Below are 17972 nucleotides of genomic sequence, written 5' to 3'. Positions count from 1 at the left end.
AATACAAACTATAAAAATGGCAGAAATTCAGGCAAAAACAGGACATCCTAAAGGACTTTGGGTACTTTTCGGTACCGAAATGTGGGAGCGTTTCAACTTCTACGGAATGCGCGCGCTGCTCACGTTATTCCTCGTAAATTCACTCATGATGAAGGAGGCCGACGCGTCTTTGATCTACGGCGGATTTCTCGGGTTGTGCTACCTGACGCCACTGCTCGGCGGTTTTGTTGCCGATCGTTTCTTCGGAAACCGCAACTGTATCTTGCTCGGCGGATTGATGATGGCGTGCGGACAGATGTTATTGTTCTTCAGCGCGTCGGTCTTCGGAAGTAATCTATCGCTCGCCAACACGTTGATGTGGACGGCACTCGGCGTGATCATCTTCGGAAATGGATTCTTTAAGCCGAACATTTCTTCAATGGTCGGAAGTTTATATCCGAAACAAGAGAAAACAAAGCTCGACACTGCGTTTACGATTTTCTACATGGGAATCAACATCGGAGCGTTTTTGGGCCAATTCATTTGTCCATTCCTGGGCGACGTGAAAGATGCCGGCGGCGTTCGCGACATCCACGCGTTCAAATGGGGATTCTTGGTCGCGGCGCTTGCGATGCTTATCGGATCGGCGACTTTCTACATGCTTAAAAACAAATACGTCGTGACGCCAGAAGGTAAACCGATCGGAGGATTGCCATCGAAAAACGATTCAGGCGACTACGAAGAAGGCGAAGCTCAGAAAGCGCATTTCACGACAGGATCGTTGTTTATGTGCGTTGGTTTGTTCGTGGTCTTGTTTTTCGTGTTCAACTACTTTACCGAGGGCGACAACGTCGTGAAAACATACATTTATCCAATGATTTACGCGGCCGGAATCACGCTCGCGGCGCTTATCCTTACCGACAAAACCCTTACGAGAGTCGAGATCCAACGTATTTGCGTGATCTACGTGATGTCGTTTTTCATCATCTTTTTCTGGGCGGCATTTGAACAGGCAGGTTCGTCGCTAACGTTCATCGCCGACAATCAAACCGACCGTAACTTCCTCGGAATTTGGGACATGCCGGCTTCGATGGTACAAATCTTCAACGGATTGTTCGTCGTGATGTTTGCGGTTCCGTTCAGTATGCTGTGGGACCGATTGCGTGCGAAAGGTCAAGAGCCGATCTCGACCGTAAAACAATCTATCGGATTGGCATTGATCGCATTGAGTTATTTCATCATCGCGCACAACGTAAAAGATTTGGGCAACGGAATGTTGGCGATTTATTGGTTGATTTTGTTGTATTTGATCCAGACGTTCGGCGAACTTTGTTTGTCTCCGATCGGATTGTCATTGGTCGGAAAATTATCTCCGAAGCGTTTCGCCTCGTTGGCATACGGCGTTTTCTTTATCTCGAACGCGGCTGGTTATGCACTTTCGGGAACATTAGGTTCGATTTTGCCTCCAACTGGCGACAAATATGAAATCGCGCAAAAAGCCAACATCGACTTGAAAGGCGTGCTTGACAAAACCAAAATCGCCGACGGTGCCGAATTGTTCACACTTGCAAAACTAAACCTTGCCGAAGTCGACAACGCGAAAGCCAAAGAAAACAATATTGACGTTGCCGCGAAAATCAAAGCGGTTGCCGAAAAGAAAGGCGCAAAAGAAACGGCCGTAAAAGAGAAAAAGGAATTCGTCGACAGCTACAAAGCATCCGATACGAGCTTCACTGCCGCGGAACTTACCACGATAAAAGACCAGCAAATCATAAAAGCGCAGTACCCGACTTTCGCGGGATTCGTAATTACGGACCTGTATGACTTCTTCATGGTATTCGTGGTATTGTGTGGAATCGCGTCGGTCATCCTGTTCGCGCTTACGCCCGTTCTCAAGAAAATGATGCACGGCGTCCGCTAAAATCCAAATTATGTGGAATAAACATCCTAAAGCGCTCCCATATCTTTTCCTTTCCGAAATGTGGGAGCGTTTCGGTTATTACTTGATGATCGGAATCTTCACGCTTTATCTCAAAGACGTGGAAAAAGGTTTCGCGATGACCGAGAAAGAAGCGTCCGATCTGTACGGAACGTTCATCGCATTGGTCTTCCTGACGCCATTCATCGGTGGTTTGATCGCCGACAGATATTTAGGTTATAGAAGGTCGATCATTCTCGGCGGAATTCTAATGGGAATCGGATATTTCCTCATGGGCGTACATTCGCTTCCCGTTTTGTACGCGGCGATGACGCTCGTAATCCTCGGGAACGGATTCTTTAAACCCAATATTTCGACGTTGCTCGGAAACTTCTACAACAACGACGAATACAGGAACAAGAAAGACGAAGGCTACAACATTTTCTACATGGGAATCAACGTGGGCGCGTTCGTTTGTAATTTTTTCGGGGCCGCGCTGTACAACCTTTTCGGATGGCAACAAGCGTTCATGGCAGCCGGAGTCGGGATGTTCATCGGCGTGATCACGTTCATGATCGGCATAAAACATTACGGAACGCACGACCAGAAAAAAGGCGTGCAACCCGGAGACATGCCGTTCAGTAAGATCGTGTTGTTTATTTTGTTGCCGTCGATCGTGTTCGGAATCATCGGCTGGTTCATAAAAGGTGTTGCGTCCGATGCTAATCCCGACGCGTACATTTTCGGTTCCGACAGCACCGACGCATTCATTTTCGCATGCATTCCCGTAATCCTGTTTTACGCGTCTTTGTATTTCCGAGCAAAACCCGACGAAAAACGTCCGATCGGTGCGTTGCTGACGATATTTTCGGTCGTAATTTTATTTTGGGCCGTGTTTAAATTGAACGGATCGGCACTCAACACTTGGGGCGATCGCTACACCGAAAGACAAATCACGGGCACGACCGAGAATGTGTTCAACACCTTGCAGCAGTCGTCGAAAATAAAATACGCCAAAGATTCGGTCGGCGTGTACGATGAGCAGTTCCGACTTCAGAAAGTCGACGGGAAAGTCGTCAAGGAAGTCAATTATCCCGTGTATTTCAAAAATGTAAAGCCTGAAAAACTTCCGGCCGAAAATGCCGAAATCTCACTTTGGTCGTCCAATCTGAGCCAATCGATAAATCCGGGTTGGGTAATTATTTTGACGCCTTTGGTAATCGCGTTCTTCACATTTTTGCGAGGTCGCGGTAAAGAACCGACGACTCCGACAAAGATCGCGTTCGGTCTCTTGATCTCGGCATTATCGGTTTTGGTAATGGTCGCAGCCGTAAAAGCAGGCGGAAACGGAAGTGAGAAAGTCAGCGTTTGGTGGCTCGTCGCGAATTATGGGGTAATCACTATCGGGGAACTCTTTCTGAGCCCGATGGGATTGTCGGTCGTTTCCAAACTCAGTCCCGTAAACATCACGTCGCTCATGATGGGCGGCTGGTTTCTCGCGACTTCGATCGGGAACAAATTAAGCGGCGTTTTGGCCAGCATGTGGGATTCGTATGAAGACAAGACGAATTTTTTCTGGCTCAACTTCGGGCTGCTGCTCGGCGCGACGGCGTTGATGTTCGTGCTTTTGAAACAATTGAATAAGGTAATGGCCGAGAAAGGCATCAGGTAACATGTTGTCGATTCGTGCAATAACCGTTAGGAACACGCGATTATAAGTCTGCGGAGCTCAAAAAAATCTGCGACGCGTAAAATAATTTATTACCTTTCGGCACCGTTTTTGAAAAGGCGGGCCCAAACTTTTTACTATGAAAAAACTACTTATAGCGCTGTTTCTGGTCGTCGGGTCGATGACCGTCCAGGCTCAGGAATTGGAATGGCATACCGATATCAACAAAGCGGTAAAATTGTCTGAAAAATCAAAAAAACCGTTGCTCATGTTCTTCACGGGAAGCGACTGGTGCGGTTGGTGCATCCGATTGCAGAAGGAAGTTCTCAAAACGCCTGAATTCGCCAAATGGGCGAAAGACAACGTGATTTTGGTCGAGCTCGATTTTCCGCGTCGCACGCCACAATCCGATGAAGTAAAGAAACAAAACTTCGAGTTGCAACAATTTTTCGGCATTAAAGGTTATCCGACGGTCTGGTTCGCAAACGCCACGGCCGACAAAGCTGGAAAAGTGAGCTTCACCCAACTGGGAAGCACGGGTTACGTTGCGGGCGGCCCGACGGTTTGGCTCGACGGCGCAAACAAGATCATCAAAAAAACCTAAGGTAATTCCTTTAAACGATAGAATCCCTTTTCAGCTGTGGCATGGAAAGGGATTTTTTGTTTGAGGCAAGTCGCCTTCCAGCGTTCGATGTCGTTCCGATAGTTCGAGGCATCGACAATTATCAGTTGCGGTTTGTGAGATGTCAGGATGCGTTCGAGATTTATTTTCGGGGATTGGGAAAGCAATATGATATCGGCCGAAACGTTGTTCGGGAATACGGCACTGCTATCTGAGATAAAGATGGTCTTGCCTGCAAAATATTCGAAATTTTCCAAGCTGTCGGACTTTTCAACGGAACTGAAGTTCGCCGTCAAATAAGGGCGCAATGTAAATTCAAATGATTTTTCCGAAATCGAATCCCGACTTCTTACCGACGTTTTTTCTCCATTTCGACACGCGATGACCGTATTTTTTTGGCTGTGGAAAACAATCCATTCGCGCTCCGTTTTCGCCGACCAATTTTGAAAGACGAACGTCAGTTGAAATAGCAGCAAAAGCAAAACGGCGATCGCCAACTTATTGAACGATGGTTTTTTCATCCAGAAAATCGCCGCGATGATCAATGCGTACGAAACGAAAAGCATCGGTAAAGTAAACGCGACATCGCGAAACACGAACTGCTCGAAACGCGCAATCGCCGCAATAACGTCATCCAGGATTGAAATGCTTTGCTGTAGACAATACGCCATTATTTTGGGCACCGACGCCATCATCGCCCACGCCGCGACGGCCAAACCCAACGCCATGATCAAACTCAACAGCGGAATCACGACGAGATTCGTCACGAAAAACAATCCCGGAAATTGATGGAAATAATACAGGCTCAACGGGAAAGTTCCGATCTGTGCCGCAAACGAAACCGTTACAATGTTCCAGAAATAACGCGCGATTTTGTTGTCGAACGTCACGAATCGGTCTAATATCGGCTGCAGCCAAAGGATGAAGAATACGGCGACGTAACTCAATTGGAAACCGACATCGAACAAGAATCCGGGCCGAAAGATCAGGATGAGCAACATCGAAACCAAAAGCGTATGGAAAACGTTCGTGCTGCGCCTCAGGTGCATTCCCAACGCGACGAACGAAAACATCACGACCGACCGAACCACGCTCGGAGCCAAACCCGCCAAAATCGCGAATCCCCATAATCCAAGAATGACTATACTGAGTTTGATCAACGACCAACGCTTCGTCCGTGGCAAATAATCCAAAAATAAATTCAGTATAAGCAATACGAATCCAACGTGAAGTCCTGAAACCGAGAGAATGTGAACCGCGCCCGCGAACTGATAATCGCGCAGGATTTCAGGATCGATTTCCTGTTGTTGCCCCAAAAGCAAGGCCGCGAAAACTTGGAGTTCTTTTTCTTGGAAACCCGCGACTCGCAAATTTGACAGCACGCGTTGCCGCAATCGGTCGGAATAATAAAAAATGTCTTTGGTTGCGCCGACGATAATGAACGATTCGGTTCTTACTTGCGCGAAGATATTTTTGTTGGTGAGATATTTCCCATAATCGAATTGGTTCGGGTTCAGTGGTTTTTTGTGGTCGGCGATTTTTCCGAACACGATGATGTTTGAACCAACTGCCAAGTGTTTCCTTCCTTTCTGTCGCGTACTGTTAAGCAGGATTTTTCCCGAAACTTTTACGCTGTCGACGCTTGAAACCTCGCAAATATAACGCTTGTAATAATCGGTGGTTTTAAGTTTTTCAAGAACCCGAAGCTCAAGAAGCGAAGACGTTTCGGTGTTTTTGATGTGATGCGAAAAATGACTTTCATTAAAGATCGCTACGTGCGCAAGCAAACAAAAACTGCCAAGCGAAGTCGACATTGCAAAGCTTAACGCGCCGAAGACGAAAGATTTTGATTTCGACCTCAAAAGCAAAGTCGTTAATAGCAACGCGCCCGAAAAGCAAACCACAAATAAAACAGCGCGAAGTCCAAATTGAAACTGGGACTGGATGATGATTCCCAAGATGAAGAACGACGTAATGCGAGCGAGCGGGAATCGGAGCAGTTTCATGGCGTATAAAAAAAGAGAGGCAATACGCGGATGGAGAGATTGGACTAAAATTTCCCAGACGGTATTGCCTTCTGTGGGCTAAAATTGTTTGGTAAAAATATCAGCAATCCGCAACGGTCGGTTACATTTTTTATGTACATAATGTTAAGGCATAAAAAAACCGGGCATGAACCCGGTTGTGTATCTTAATCGTAAAAGCTTACAGCATCCTGTTTGCCTGTACGAAATTCTTCTTGTAGTAAGGCTCTTTCGTCGATGAGATGATTACGCCTTTTTGGGTTGACGAGTGCACGAACTTGATTTCGTCCTCAAGCACTTCGACGACCATCCCGACGTGGTTGATCACGCGTTTCCCATTCGTATGGAAGAAAACCAAATCGCCTTTCTTGATCTCTTTGTTGTCGACTTTTTGGCCGACCTGCGCCATCGCATTCGAGCTGCGCGGCAACTTCATGTCGAACAATTTGTAAACCGCGGTAACCATTCCCGAACAATCCATGCCTGAAGTCGTCGTGCCGCCACCAAGGTAACGCGTCCCGATAAACGTCATCGCATTGTTGATCATCTGCACAGCGACGTAATTTTCCTCAGGAGACGGAACCAAATCCGGATCTTCCTTGTCGTTCAACAAAGCCTTTTTACTTTTCGCTTTTTGCGCAACTGGCTTTGAGGAAGCAGGTTTTGCGGCAGTTACGGGAGTTTTCGTGTTCGTTTGTGCGACCGGTTTGGTCGTTGACTTGTCAGACGTGTTCGAGGTAAGCGCTCCGATCGTAGATTTTACATCGGGTGAAACAGTCTCAGAAGTTGTCGGTTTTTTGTAGACGCCTTTTTTCTCGGCTTCTTTTTTTGTGGTGATCACCTGTGCGTTGCTTTGGGCGGCAACCAGTAGGAAGACAGGCAATAAGATGTAAAATGCTTTTTTTACAAACATATTTTATTTTTTATTTTTCAGGCATCTCGGCCTTTAGATTTATAAATAAAACTCTGTAGTAGAATTTCTTTTGGGTTAAACACTAACGCAAAAATGACAGTGCTTAGTATTGGGGTGGATGCAAATATAGCAACTTTATGTGGAAATTATGTAAATCGACATTTTAAAATTGTGAACAAATTAAATTTTTATGTTGAAAAATCACGTTAAATCGTTCATTTTCAGACAAAAATATCGCGCTTGAAGTGGCTGATTATCGCTTGAGGTTATCAACAATCAATTGGGCCGTTTTTGCGCTCGCGCCTTCACCACCAAGCTTTTCTTCGAGCAGATCGTAGTCGTGCAGCAACTTTTTACGATGGTTTTCATCAAGCAGTTTTTGAAGTTCCTGCTTGAGGCGTTTCGGATTTAATTGGTCTTGTATCAATTCGGTCACGACTTCGCGGTCCATGATCAGATTCACGAGGGAAATATATTTTAAGGTAATGATGCGCTTGGCGATCTGGTACGAAATCCAATTTCCTTTGTAACAAACAACTTCAGGAACCTTGAACAAGGCGGTTTCCAGCGTCGCGGTTCCCGACGTGACCAAAGCGGCCGTCGAAATGCTCAACAGATCATATGTTCGGTTCAAGATGAAATGAACGTTCTTCGTCTTCGTAAACTGCTTGTAAAACTCGGCCTCCTGGCCTGGCGCGCCCGCGATCACGAACTGGTGATCGGGAAATTGCGCAACTGTTGACAACATGATCGACAACATTTTGCTGATTTCCTGTTTCCGACTTCCGGGCAATAACGCGATTACGGGTTTTTCATCGAGCCCGAATTCATCTCGGAACGCGGAATCGTCGACCTTTTCACGTCCATGGATCGCATCGATGAGCGGATGTCCCACGAAATCCACATCGTATTTGTGCTTGCCTTCATAAAAATCCTTCTCGAACGGCAAAATCACGAACATGCGGTCGACGTCGCGCTTGATGTCGACGATACGATTTTCCTTCCATGCCCAAATCTGTGGCGAGATATAATAGAATGTTTTGTAATTTTTCGGTTTCGCCCATTTCGCGATGCGCATGTTGAAACCCGGATAATCGATGAAAATCAACGCGTCGGGCTTGAAATTTTCGATGTCCGACTTACAGAATTTGATGTTGCCCAATATCGTCTTGAGGTTCATCACGACTTCGGCGAAACCCATGAACGCGAGTTCTCGGTAATGCTTGACCAACGTTCCGCCCGCGGCCTGCATCAGATCGCCGCCCCAGAATCGGATATTGGCCTTCGGATCTTCGCGCAACAATGCCTTCATCAGATTCGCACCGTGCAGATCGCCCGACGCTTCGCCAGCTATAATATAGTATTTCATAGGATTTGCAGCACTAAAGTGATTACGGTGATTACGATCATCGACAACACGACGCCTCTCGCCATCAAATCTTTTTTCAATTGGAGCAGGATGAAAAACGCGACCAGATTCACGATCGCGCCCAACGCGAGCACTTTCGAGATTTGGCCCGTCTGCCTGATGATATGAAGTCCGTCCATTACCGAATAGTTCGTAAAAAGCACGATAAACAGGAAACTTCCCGCAAGCGCGCCCGTCAAACCGATAAGTAAACCCAGGATGAAATCAGTTTTGTCCATCGAAATTCCAGGAGTTGAGTTGTTGCATCGCGTGATAGGCCGTAAGGTCGAACTGCACTGGCACGATTGAAATATAGCCATTGTCGAGCGCCCATTCGTCGGTGTCTTCGCCTTTGTCGAGGTTTTTGAATTCGCCCGTGAGCCAATAATAATGTTTTCCGTACGGCGTCGTGCGCTTGTCGAATTTCTCGACCCACATCGCTTTCGCCTGTCTGCAGACCTTGGTTCCTTTGAACGTTTTTCGCTTCGGGAAGTTCACGTTTAAAATTACGCCTTCGGGCATTCCGTTTTTAAGAACCTGTTTCGCGATAGCCTTGATATGTGGTTTCAAAACCTCGAAATCGGCGTTCCAATCGTAATCCTGGAGCGAAAACCCGATCGACGGGATGCCTTCGATTCCGGCTTCGACGGCCGCGCTCATCGTTCCCGAATAAATCACGTTGATCGACGAGTTCGAGCCGTGGTTCACACCTGAAACGCAAAGGTCGGGCTTGCCTTTTATGATCTCGTTGACCGCGAATTTCACGCAATCCACGGGCGTTCCCGAGCAACTGAATTCCTCGAAAGCCGCGTCGGGTGTAGAAATCTGGTTTAAATACAACGTGTTGTTTATCGTGATCGCGTGTCCGGTTCCACTTTGCGGGCTGTCGGGCGCCACGACGAGAATGTCGCCGAGTTCGCGCATCACGTCAATGAGCGCGCGGATTCCGGGAGCGGTGATGCCGTCGTCGTTGGTGACTAAAATTAGAGGTCTTTTCAAATTAATAATTAACAATGAATAATTAATAATTGGCAGCTATTTCCGGCTATCCGCTATTAGCTTTCTTGCAAAACACCATTTTGTAAGCCGTTGCGCGAGCTTCCTTTGGTCGCTGCGCAACGCCAACAAAATCCGGCGTTTTCCTTCAAAAGGCTAGCCGCTGCTATCCGGGCTGGGGCTGCGTAACAAAAAGTACGAAATCGGTACTAATCGGGAACGGAACAAGCAAAAATACGCATTTTTGAAAGCCATTCTTAATTTAGTACCTTTAACAAAAAATTATACGGAACCCGCGAACTACGGCATAATTTTTCATTAAATTGCCCGTTTTAAACCCCAGAAATGAATGCAATCCTGCGCTATATGAAAAGGAATTATAAAGTTATCTTGTGTGTCGCGGTCCTCGCGGCAGCCCTATGGAGTTTCATGCCCAAAAAAGATTCGGGCGACCCTGAGAAAGACAAAGTCCTTCTTGAACTCCTGACGTTCGTCATCGAGCGCGGTCATTACGACCCTGCGAACATGGACGACAATTTCTCAAAAGGAATCTACAAGGATTACATTGCGGCGCTCGATCCGTCGAAGCGTTTTTTCCTGCAGTCGGACATCGATGATTTCGTGAAGTACGAAACCCAGCTCGACGACCAGATCAAGAACAAGGATTTATCGTTCTTCAATTTGACGTACAACCGTTTGTTGGAACGCATCAAAGAGAGCAAAGTCTATTATAAGGAAATTCTCGACAAACCGTTCGACTATAATGTAGACGAGAGTTTCAACACGGATTCCGAGAAGCTTCCGTACGCCAAAACCACAGCCGAGCTCAAAGAGAAATGGCGCAAGCAGGTAAAATTGTCGACGCTTTCTTCATTGGCCGACAAACTCGATTTGCAGGAAGGCAAGGCGAAGGTCGAAAAACCATCGGCCACGCTTGAAGAAGACAGCCAGGAAGACGCCCAAAGAGTACTCGAGAAAAAGAAAGAAGAAGCCGTTAAAATCGAGAAGAAATCATTTGCCGAACTTGAAAAGGAAACACGTGAAAGTTCGTTGAAATCGCTTAACGAATACTTCGGTTTCATCGACGATTTGGACAGGAACGATTGGTTCTCAGTATACATCAACGCAATCGCATCGCGTTTCGATCCGCATACATCTTATTTTCCACCCGATGAAAAAGAGCGTTTCGACGTTTCGATGAGCGGAAAACTCGAAGGAATCGGTGCGCGTCTGCAAAAGAAAAACGACTTCACTGAAATCACCGAACTTATTTCAGGCGGACCTGCTTGGAGAGGAAAAGAACTCGAATCGGGCGACGTCATCCTCAAAGTCGGGCAAGGCGACAAAGAGCCTGTCGATGTTGTCGGGATGCGTCTTGACGATGTCGTGAAAAAGATCAAAGGTCCAAAAGGAACTGAGGTTCGCTTGTCTGTCAAAAAAGCCGACGGGACGATGAAAGTGATTTCAATCATCCGCGATGAAGTCGAAATCGAGGAAACGTACGCCAAATCGACGATCATCGAGAAGAACGGAATGAAATACGGCATGATTTACCTGCCTAAATTCTACATCGACTTTGACAATGCGAACGCTCGCGATGCCGGAAAAGATATCGCACTTGAAGTCGAGCGCCTTAAAAAAGAAAATGTCCAGGGAATCATCCTCGACGTGCGCGACAACGGAGGCGGTTCTCTTAAAACCGTGGTCGATATCGCCGGATTGTTCATCGATGAAGGCCCGATCGTTCAGGTGAAATCGGCCGGAAAGAAGAAAGAAGTCTTGTATGACAAAGATCCGAAGGTAGAATACGACGGTCCGCTCGTGATCATGGTAAACAGTTTCTCGGCTTCGGCTTCAGAGATTTTGGCAGCCGCGATCCAAGATTACAAACGAGGCGTGATCATCGGGAGCAAGCAGACATACGGAAAAGGAACCGTGCAGAACGTGATTGATCTGAATAACTTCGTACGCAACAGCGACTACGGCGATTTGGGAGCGCTTAAAACGACGACCCAAAAGTTCTATAGGATCAATGGAGGTTCGACCCAGCTCGACGGTGTGAGCAGCGATGTGGCGATGCCCGATCGTTATTCGTACGTGAAAATGGGTGAGCGCGATATCGACAATGCAATGCCGTGGGATAAAATCGATCCCGCCGATTATAAGGTCTGGAATAAGCAATCGAATTTCAACGTCGCCATCGAGAACAGCCGCAAGCGTATGGCCGCGAACCAACAGTTCAAGCTTATCGACGAGAACGCGAAATGGATCAACGATCGCAGCGAAGAAAATGTGTACAGCCTAAAACTCGATAAGTTCCGTAACGAACAAAATTCACTCGAGGAAAAAGCCAAGAAATACAAAGTGCTTTCAGAATACCACAACAGCCTTAAGTTCGAGTCGTTGCCGTATGAGAAAGATCAGATCGTGAAAGACGATTTGCTCAAGGAAAAACGCAAGAGATGGCACGAAAGCCTCAACAAGGACATTTATGTGGACGAAGCGGTGAACATTCTCGACGATTTGCAGTCGAAAACCACCAAAACGGTAAGCATGAAAAAAGACAAGACGGTCAATCCGTAATATATTTTGTCAAAATCTTAAAAAATAGGCTTCGAAATTCTCGAGGCCTATTTTTTTTAACGTCCGAAAACGGTTTCGACGAAATTAGTATTTTTTTAGCATCAAAAATGACGGGTAAAGTTTTCAAATACTATAAATTTGCTACCATGAATACAAAGGCACATAATCATATCGCGCTTACTTCACCGCGACGACGACCAGGAACAGCTAAGCAGGCTTAAGTTCTTGACTCGTGATTTTGTAACCTTTTTGTATTTGTTTTGAAAAATTCCATTTCCCTTTTTTCCCCTTTCAGCCCATTGGCTTCGATTTCGGTTTTTGCATCTTTTGCAAGCCGACGACGATTCCGACCGTAAGGTCTGCGATCTTCATGAACCGATGCGTCCGGTTCCCTTCCCCAAATAGTTTTCAGTTTACGTACAATCAAATTTCAACACAATGGGTATCTCAATCGTGGTCGCCCGTGAAGCACATTATCGTTTCGCACAGGAAATTTGCGACACCATCGAAGCTTCGGCTTTGCTTCGCGGAACCGGAATTGCCAAACGCTCGCCCGAATACATCCTGAACAAGATGCAGAATGGCGACGCAATAATTGCAGTCGATGGTGACCGTTTCGCCGGATTCTGCTATATCGAAAGCTGGCAGCACGGCAAGTTCGTGGCCAACAGCGGATTGATCGTGCATCCCGATTTCAGGAATCTCGGACTCGCGAAAAGCATCAAGACAAGAGTTTTCGAATATTCGCAGGAGAAGTTTCCGGGCGCAAAAATATTCGGGATCACGACGGGTTTGGCCGTTATGAAAATCAACTCCGAACTCGGTTACAAGCCCGTCCCGTTTTCAGAACTGACTGACGATCCGAGTTTTTGGAAAGGCTGCAGCGGCTGCACGAATTTCGACATACTGCAACGCAAGGACTACAAAATGTGCTTGTGCACGGGCATGCTTTACGATCCTGAAAAAGACAAGAACCGCGAAAAATATACATTCAACCAAAAAGTACTCTCGCGGTTGAAAAGCATCAAGCAAGCGCTTTTCCTCAAAAAAGAAAAGCCGAAACTCAAATCGAAACAAACAACTACGACATGACAGCGATAAAAAAAATAGTCCTGGCCTACAGCGGCGGCCTTGACACCTCATTTTGCCTCAAATATCTGCAGCAGCAAGGTTATGAAGTGCATACGATTCTCGTGAATACGGGAGGATTTTCGGCCGATGAACTCGATTCGATCGAAAAGCGCGGCTACGAGCTCGGCAGTAAAGCGCATGTGAACCGAGATATCATCGATAAATATTACGACGAGGCGATCCGTTTTCTCATTTACGGGAACGTGCTCAAAAACAACACTTATCCGTTATCGGTTTCGGCCGAACGCGTTTTCCAGGCCATCGAAGCCATACAATTCGCCAAACAGATAGGCGCCGACGCGATCGCACACGGCAGCACCGGAGCCGGAAACGACCAAATCCGTTTCGATTTGATTTTCCGAACCATCGCACCTGAAATTGAAATCATAACTCCCATAAGAGATTTGAAACTTAGCCGTCAGCAGGAAGTCGAATGGCTGCAGCAAAACGGCGTGGAATATTCGTGGGAAAAGGCGCAATATTCGATCAACAAAGGCATTTGGGGAACATCGGTTGGAGGAAAAGAGACGTTGACATCGCATCTTCCGTTGCCCGAAAGCGCCTTTCCATCGCAAGTCGAAACGTCGGAACCTCAAAAAGTCACGCTTCATTTTGAAAAGGGCGAACTTGTCGGGTTGAACGGATATTTCGACAAACCGTCAACCAATATCGTCGCACTCGAAAACATCGCGTCGGCGTTCGGTATCGGGCGCGATATCCATGTCGGCGATACGATCATCGGCATTAAAGGTCGCGTCGGATTCGAAGCTGCCGCACCGCTCGTTATCATAAAAGCCCATCATCTGCTCGAGAAACACGTGCTTTCGAAATGGCAGCAATACTGGAAAGAACAACTCGGGAATTGGTACGGCATGTTGTTCCACGAAGGCCAATATCTCGATCCCGTGATGCGCAACATCGAAACCTTTTTGGCCGATACGCAGGCGAATGTTACGGGAATCGTCACGGCAACGTTGCGTCCGTATCATTTTTCGCTTGACGGAATCGAGTCCGATCACGATCTCATGAACACCCAATTCGGGCAATACGGTGAAATGAACAACGCCTGGAGTGCCGATGACGCCAAAGGTTTCATCAAATTAACGGGCAACGCCCAAGCGATTTATTCGCAGGTAAACCAAGAAAATTATGAATAAGGTAGGAATCATCGGCGCCTCGGGCTACACGGGAGGCGAATTGCTTCGATTACTCGTCAATCATCCGCAAGTCGAGATCGATTTTGTGTACAGTACGACCTTCGCGGGGAAACCTGTACATTTTGTGCATCAGGATTTGATTGGAGAAAATTTACCCGACTTTACATCTGAGGTCAACACCGACGTCGACGTCGTATTTTTCTGCCTCGGGCACGGAAAATCAAAGGAATTCCTATCGCTTCACCCATTTCCACAAGAGACGAAAATCATCGATCTCGGCAACGATTTCCGCTTGGCGGCCGACGCGAATTTCCAGGATCGGACATTCGTGTACGGGCTTCCCGAGTTGAACAGGGTTGCGATTTCGAAATCGAACGCCATCGCGAATCCCGGTTGTTTTGCAACGGCGATCCAATTGGCATTGCTTCCGCTCGCGCAAAACGCATGGCTAAAAAGCGACGTCCATATCAACGCCACGACTGGAAGTACGGGCGCTGGAGCGCAGTTGTCGGCGACCTCGCATCATCCGTATCGAACGGGAAATATGTCGCATTATAAAGCGTTCGAACATCAGCATTTGGGCGAAATCAATCAGAATTTGAGCGAGATCTCATCGTCCGAAATCGGGAATTTGTTGTTCATTCCAAATCGAGGAGATTTTACGCGTGGTATTTTTGCGACCCTATATACGAAACTCGAAATCCCGTTCGCCGAAGTATTAAAAACCTACGAGGAATTCTATGATAAAGAGCCTTTCGTAAACGTCACGACCCAAAACATCGGCCTGAAAACGGTACTGCAAACAAACAAATCGCTGATTAGCCTGGAGCAAAAAGGTGAGTATTTATTGTTGACTTCGGTGATCGATAATCTCGTCAAAGGCGCGTCAGGACAGGCGATCCAAAACATGAACCTAATGTTGAACCTTGACGAGACCGCTGGGCTGAAGCTCAAAGCGTCCGGCTTCTAATCCATTCGCGATGAAAAATTTATTTGACGTTTATCCTTTGTACGACATCACGCCGGTTCGCGCTTCGGGCAGCAAAGTGTACGATGAAAGCGGTCGGGAATTCCTTGATTTCTACGGAGGTCACGGCGTGATTTCGATCGGGCATTCGCATCCGGACTACGTAAAAGCCGTTTTTGATCAGGTTTCGAAGATCGGGTTTTATTCCAATTCGATCCAAAATCCGTTGCAAAATGCGTTGGCCGAGAAACTCTGTGCGTTTTCAGGATATCAGGATTACTCGCTTTTCCTGTGCAATTCGGGAGCCGAAGCCAACGAGAACGCGCTCAAGCTCGCATCGTTCCACACGAAGAAATCGAAAGTAATCGCGTTCAGGAAGAGTTTTCACGGACGAACTTCGGCCGCAGTCGCCGCAACCGACAACAAATCGATCGTCGCGCCGATCAATTCGCACCAGGTCCTTTTTTTTGAATTGAACGATGAAAAATCGGTTTCCGACGAACTAAAAAAGGGCGACGTCGCCTGCGTCATCATCGAAGGAATTCAAGGCGTCGGCGGATTGGACGAAGCATCGACCAAATTTTTCCAATTCCTGTCGGCCGAAACGAAAAAACAAAATGCCGTTTTGATTCTCGACGAAATCCAAAGCGGTTACGGCCGAAGCGGGACATTTTTCGCGCACCAACATCATAACATAAAACCCGACATCATTTCAATTGCAAAAGGAATGGGCAACGGTTTCCCGATCGGCGGGATTTTGATTTCGCCCGAATTCAAAGCGTCCCACGGCTTGCTTGGTACGACTTTCGGCGGAAATCATTTGGCGTGCGCGGCGGCTTTGTCGGTTTTGGATGTGATTAAAAACGAAAATCTGCTTTCGAATGTCAACGACGTCAGCAATTATTTCCAGCAGAAAGCAAGCGAAATTTCGCAGGTCAAGAAAGTTAAAGGCCGCGGTTTGATGCTCGGTCTCGAATTCGATTTTGAGATCGCCGAACTTCGAAGAAAATTGATCTACGAACACGGCATTTTCACGGGAAACGCAAGCCAGAAAAACCTGCTTCGTATTTTGCCGCCGCTGTCGATCACAAAACCTAACGTCGATTTCTTTTTTGCGAAACTGGCCTTGGCGCTGGAATCCATTGTTCAACCTTCAACTGTCGCGACATGAAGAATTTCACTTCGGTAGATGTTATCGAAAACCTCGAAACCTTACTCGATCTGGCCGCCAAACTAAAATCCGAGCCGTATTCGCGCGAAGATCTAGGCAAGCGCAAAACCATAGGATTGCTGTTTTTCAATCCGAGCCTGCGCACGCGCCTGAGTACGCAAAAAGCCGCGTCGAACCTCGGGATGAATGCGATGGTCATGAATTTGAACACCGAAGGCTGGCTGCTCGAATTCGAGGACGGCGTCGTGATGAACGGCAACAAGGCCGAACACATCCGCGAAGCCGCGCAAGTCGTTTCCCAATATTGCGATATTTTGGCCGTGCGGAGTTTTCCGACTTTGACCGACAAGGAAAAAGATGTTTCGGAACACGTGATCTCGTCGTTCAAAAAGTTTGCGTCGGTTCCCGTCGTGAGTTTGGAAGGCTCGAGCGAACATCCGCTTCAGGCCGTCGCCGACGCGTTGACGATTCGTGAGTTTTCGACCAAAAAACGTCCGAAAGTCGTGTTGACTTGGGCGCCGCACCCGAAGGCATTGCCGCACGCGGTTCCGAATTCGTTCGTAAAAATCATGAAAATGTCCGATGTCGATTTCATAATCGCGAATCCTCAAGGTTACGACCTCGACCCGAAAATTACCGAAGGCTGCGCGATCACGCACGATCAAAATAAAGCTTTCGAAGATGCCGATTTCATTTACGCGAAAAACTGGAGCTCGTTCAGCGAATATGGAAAAATCCTGTCGGAAGATTTGGGCTGGACGGTTTCGGCCGAAAAAATGAAACGCACGAATAACGCGAAATTCATGCATTGTCTGCCCGTCCGACGCAACATGATCGTGACCGACGACGTGCTCGACAGCGAATCCTCGATCGTGATTCCGCAAGCCAATAATCGAAAGTTCGCGGCACAAGCCGTGCTTCATGAAATCCTCGACAACCTATGAAACCTGAACTGACAATATTGAAAATAGGAGGAAACGTGCTCGACGAGCCAGCCGTTTTGAACGAGGTTTTGCTGGATTTTGCAAACCTTAACGGAGCAAAAATCCTCGTGCACGGAGGCGGAAAACTCGCGACGCGATTGGCCGAAAAACTCGGCATCGAAGCCAAGTTCCACGAAGGTCGTCGCATCACCGACGAAGCCATGCTCGAGGTTGCGGTGATGAGTTACGCGGGCTGGATCAACAAATCGATCGTTGCGAAACTGCAGTCTTTGGGGCTTGCCGCAATCGGTGTTTCAGGCGCCGACGGCAATTTGATTTTAAGTAAAAAGCGTCTGGTGAAAGCAATTGATTTCGGTTTTGTGGGCGATGTCGAAAACGTGAATTCCGATGGGTTGACGCGACTGCTTGGTGCTGGATTTTTCCCCGTTTTCGCGCCGATAACGCACGATGGAAACGGCCAGTTGCTCAACACGAACGCCGACACGATCGC

General features: G+C 47.3%; 15 protein-coding genes. 10 read left to right on the top strand and 5 right to left on the bottom strand.

The annotated features are described in order from the left end of the window. Positions 1-16: 16 nt before the first annotated feature. From EOO50_RS08510 to EOO50_RS08500, 3 genes are all read left to right on the top strand, one after another. Complete coding sequence (locus EOO50_RS08510) at positions 17-1900, top strand: peptide MFS transporter (RefSeq protein ID WP_290839234.1); 1884 nt, start codon at positions 17-19, stop codon at positions 1898-1900. 10 nt (positions 1901-1910) lie between these two features. Continuing rightward, complete coding sequence (locus tag EOO50_RS08505; RefSeq protein WP_290839233.1) at positions 1911-3569, top strand: peptide MFS transporter; 1659 nt, start codon at positions 1911-1913, stop codon at positions 3567-3569. Positions 3570-3705: 136 nt separating this feature from the next. Beyond that, a complete protein-coding gene (locus EOO50_RS08500; protein ID WP_290839232.1) occupies positions 3706-4170 on the top strand; it encodes a thioredoxin family protein in 465 nt (154 codons plus the stop codon). Here EOO50_RS08500 and EOO50_RS08495 read toward each other — a convergent pair. From EOO50_RS08495 to surE, 5 genes are all read right to left on the bottom strand, one after another. Beyond that, complete coding sequence (locus tag EOO50_RS08495; RefSeq protein ID WP_290839231.1) at positions 4167-6194, bottom strand: ComEC/Rec2 family competence protein; 2028 nt, start codon at positions 6192-6194, stop codon at positions 4167-4169. The genes EOO50_RS08500 and EOO50_RS08495 overlap by 4 nt on opposite strands. Before the next feature lie 199 nt (positions 6195-6393). Beyond that, a complete protein-coding gene (locus EOO50_RS08490; RefSeq protein ID WP_290839229.1) occupies positions 6394-7125 on the bottom strand; it encodes a C40 family peptidase in 732 nt (243 codons plus the stop codon). A gap of 253 nt (positions 7126-7378) precedes the next feature. Beyond that, positions 7379-8494 (bottom strand): lipid-A-disaccharide synthase, encoded by a 1116-nt coding sequence (gene lpxB / locus EOO50_RS08485; RefSeq protein ID WP_290839228.1) that lies wholly within the window; start codon positions 8492-8494, stop codon positions 7379-7381. Continuing rightward, positions 8491-8772 (bottom strand): hypothetical protein, encoded by a 282-nt coding sequence (locus EOO50_RS08480; RefSeq protein WP_290839227.1) that lies wholly within the window; start codon positions 8770-8772, stop codon positions 8491-8493. The genes lpxB and EOO50_RS08480 overlap by 4 nt, the downstream gene beginning before the upstream one ends. Then, positions 8759-9538 (bottom strand): 5'/3'-nucleotidase SurE, encoded by a 780-nt coding sequence (gene surE / locus EOO50_RS08475; RefSeq protein ID WP_290839329.1) that lies wholly within the window; start codon positions 9536-9538, stop codon positions 8759-8761. The genes EOO50_RS08480 and surE overlap by 14 nt, the downstream gene beginning before the upstream one ends. Before the next feature lie 336 nt (positions 9539-9874). Here surE and EOO50_RS08470 point away from each other — a divergent pair, with 336 nt between their 5' ends. From EOO50_RS08470 to EOO50_RS08440, 7 genes are all read left to right on the top strand, one after another. Continuing rightward, on the top strand, positions 9875-12112 hold the full coding sequence (locus EOO50_RS08470) for a carboxy terminal-processing peptidase (protein ID WP_290839226.1): 2238 nt from the start codon (positions 9875-9877) through the stop codon (positions 12110-12112). Between the two features lie 438 nt (positions 12113-12550). Beyond that, complete coding sequence (locus EOO50_RS08465) at positions 12551-13204, top strand: GNAT family N-acetyltransferase (RefSeq protein WP_290839225.1); 654 nt, start codon at positions 12551-12553, stop codon at positions 13202-13204. A 5-nt stretch (positions 13205-13209) separates the two neighbouring features. Continuing rightward, a complete protein-coding gene (locus tag EOO50_RS08460; RefSeq protein ID WP_290839327.1) occupies positions 13210-14400 on the top strand; it encodes an argininosuccinate synthase domain-containing protein in 1191 nt (396 codons plus the stop codon). Next, positions 14393-15370, top strand: a complete 978-nt coding sequence (gene argC, locus EOO50_RS08455) for an N-acetyl-gamma-glutamyl-phosphate reductase (RefSeq protein ID WP_290839224.1) — start codon at positions 14393-14395, stop codon at positions 15368-15370. The genes EOO50_RS08460 and argC overlap by 8 nt, the downstream gene beginning before the upstream one ends. A 10-nt stretch (positions 15371-15380) precedes the next feature. Next, on the top strand, positions 15381-16538 hold the full coding sequence (locus tag EOO50_RS08450) for an aminotransferase class III-fold pyridoxal phosphate-dependent enzyme (RefSeq protein WP_290839223.1): 1158 nt from the start codon (positions 15381-15383) through the stop codon (positions 16536-16538). Next, on the top strand, positions 16535-17482 hold the full coding sequence (locus EOO50_RS08445; RefSeq protein WP_290839222.1) for an N-acetylornithine carbamoyltransferase: 948 nt from the start codon (positions 16535-16537) through the stop codon (positions 17480-17482). The genes EOO50_RS08450 and EOO50_RS08445 overlap by 4 nt, the downstream gene beginning before the upstream one ends. Next, on the top strand, positions 17479-17972 hold a 494-nt coding region (locus EOO50_RS08440; RefSeq protein ID WP_290839221.1), incomplete at its 3' end, for an acetylglutamate kinase. The genes EOO50_RS08445 and EOO50_RS08440, both read left to right, overlap by 4 nt.

This window comes from Flavobacterium sp. (assembly GCF_004211145.1).
Lineage (GTDB): Bacteria > Bacteroidota > Bacteroidia > Flavobacteriales > Flavobacteriaceae > Flavobacterium.
This window is presented reverse-complemented; position numbering and strand designations above follow the sequence as displayed.

Bases quoted from the DNA above. Each gene is read 5' to 3' on its own strand.
- EOO50_RS08510 (WP_290839234.1), top strand. From the start codon at position 17: ATGGCAGAAATTCAGGCAAAAACAGGACATCCTAAAGGACTTTGGGTA.
- EOO50_RS08505 (WP_290839233.1), top strand. From the start codon at position 1,911: ATGTGGAATAAACATCCTAAAGCGCTCCCATATCTTTTCCTTTCCGAA.
- EOO50_RS08500 (WP_290839232.1), top strand. From the start codon at position 3,706: ATGAAAAAACTACTTATAGCGCTGTTTCTGGTCGTCGGGTCGATGACC.
- EOO50_RS08495 (WP_290839231.1), bottom strand. From the start codon at position 6,194: ATGAAACTGCTCCGATTCCCGCTCGCTCGCATTACGTCGTTCTTCATC.
- EOO50_RS08490 (WP_290839229.1), bottom strand. From the start codon at position 7,125: ATGTTTGTAAAAAAAGCATTTTACATCTTATTGCCTGTCTTCCTACTG.
- lpxB (WP_290839228.1), bottom strand. From the start codon at position 8,494: ATGAAATACTATATTATAGCTGGCGAAGCGTCGGGCGATCTGCACGGT.
- EOO50_RS08480 (WP_290839227.1), bottom strand. From the start codon at position 8,772: ATGGACAAAACTGATTTCATCCTGGGTTTACTTATCGGTTTGACGGGC.
- EOO50_RS08470 (WP_290839226.1), top strand. From the start codon at position 9,875: ATGAATGCAATCCTGCGCTATATGAAAAGGAATTATAAAGTTATCTTG.
- EOO50_RS08465 (WP_290839225.1), top strand. From the start codon at position 12,551: ATGGGTATCTCAATCGTGGTCGCCCGTGAAGCACATTATCGTTTCGCA.
- argC (WP_290839224.1), top strand. From the start codon at position 14,393: ATGAATAAGGTAGGAATCATCGGCGCCTCGGGCTACACGGGAGGCGAA.
- EOO50_RS08450 (WP_290839223.1), top strand. From the start codon at position 15,381: ATGAAAAATTTATTTGACGTTTATCCTTTGTACGACATCACGCCGGTT.
- EOO50_RS08445 (WP_290839222.1), top strand. From the start codon at position 16,535: ATGAAGAATTTCACTTCGGTAGATGTTATCGAAAACCTCGAAACCTTA.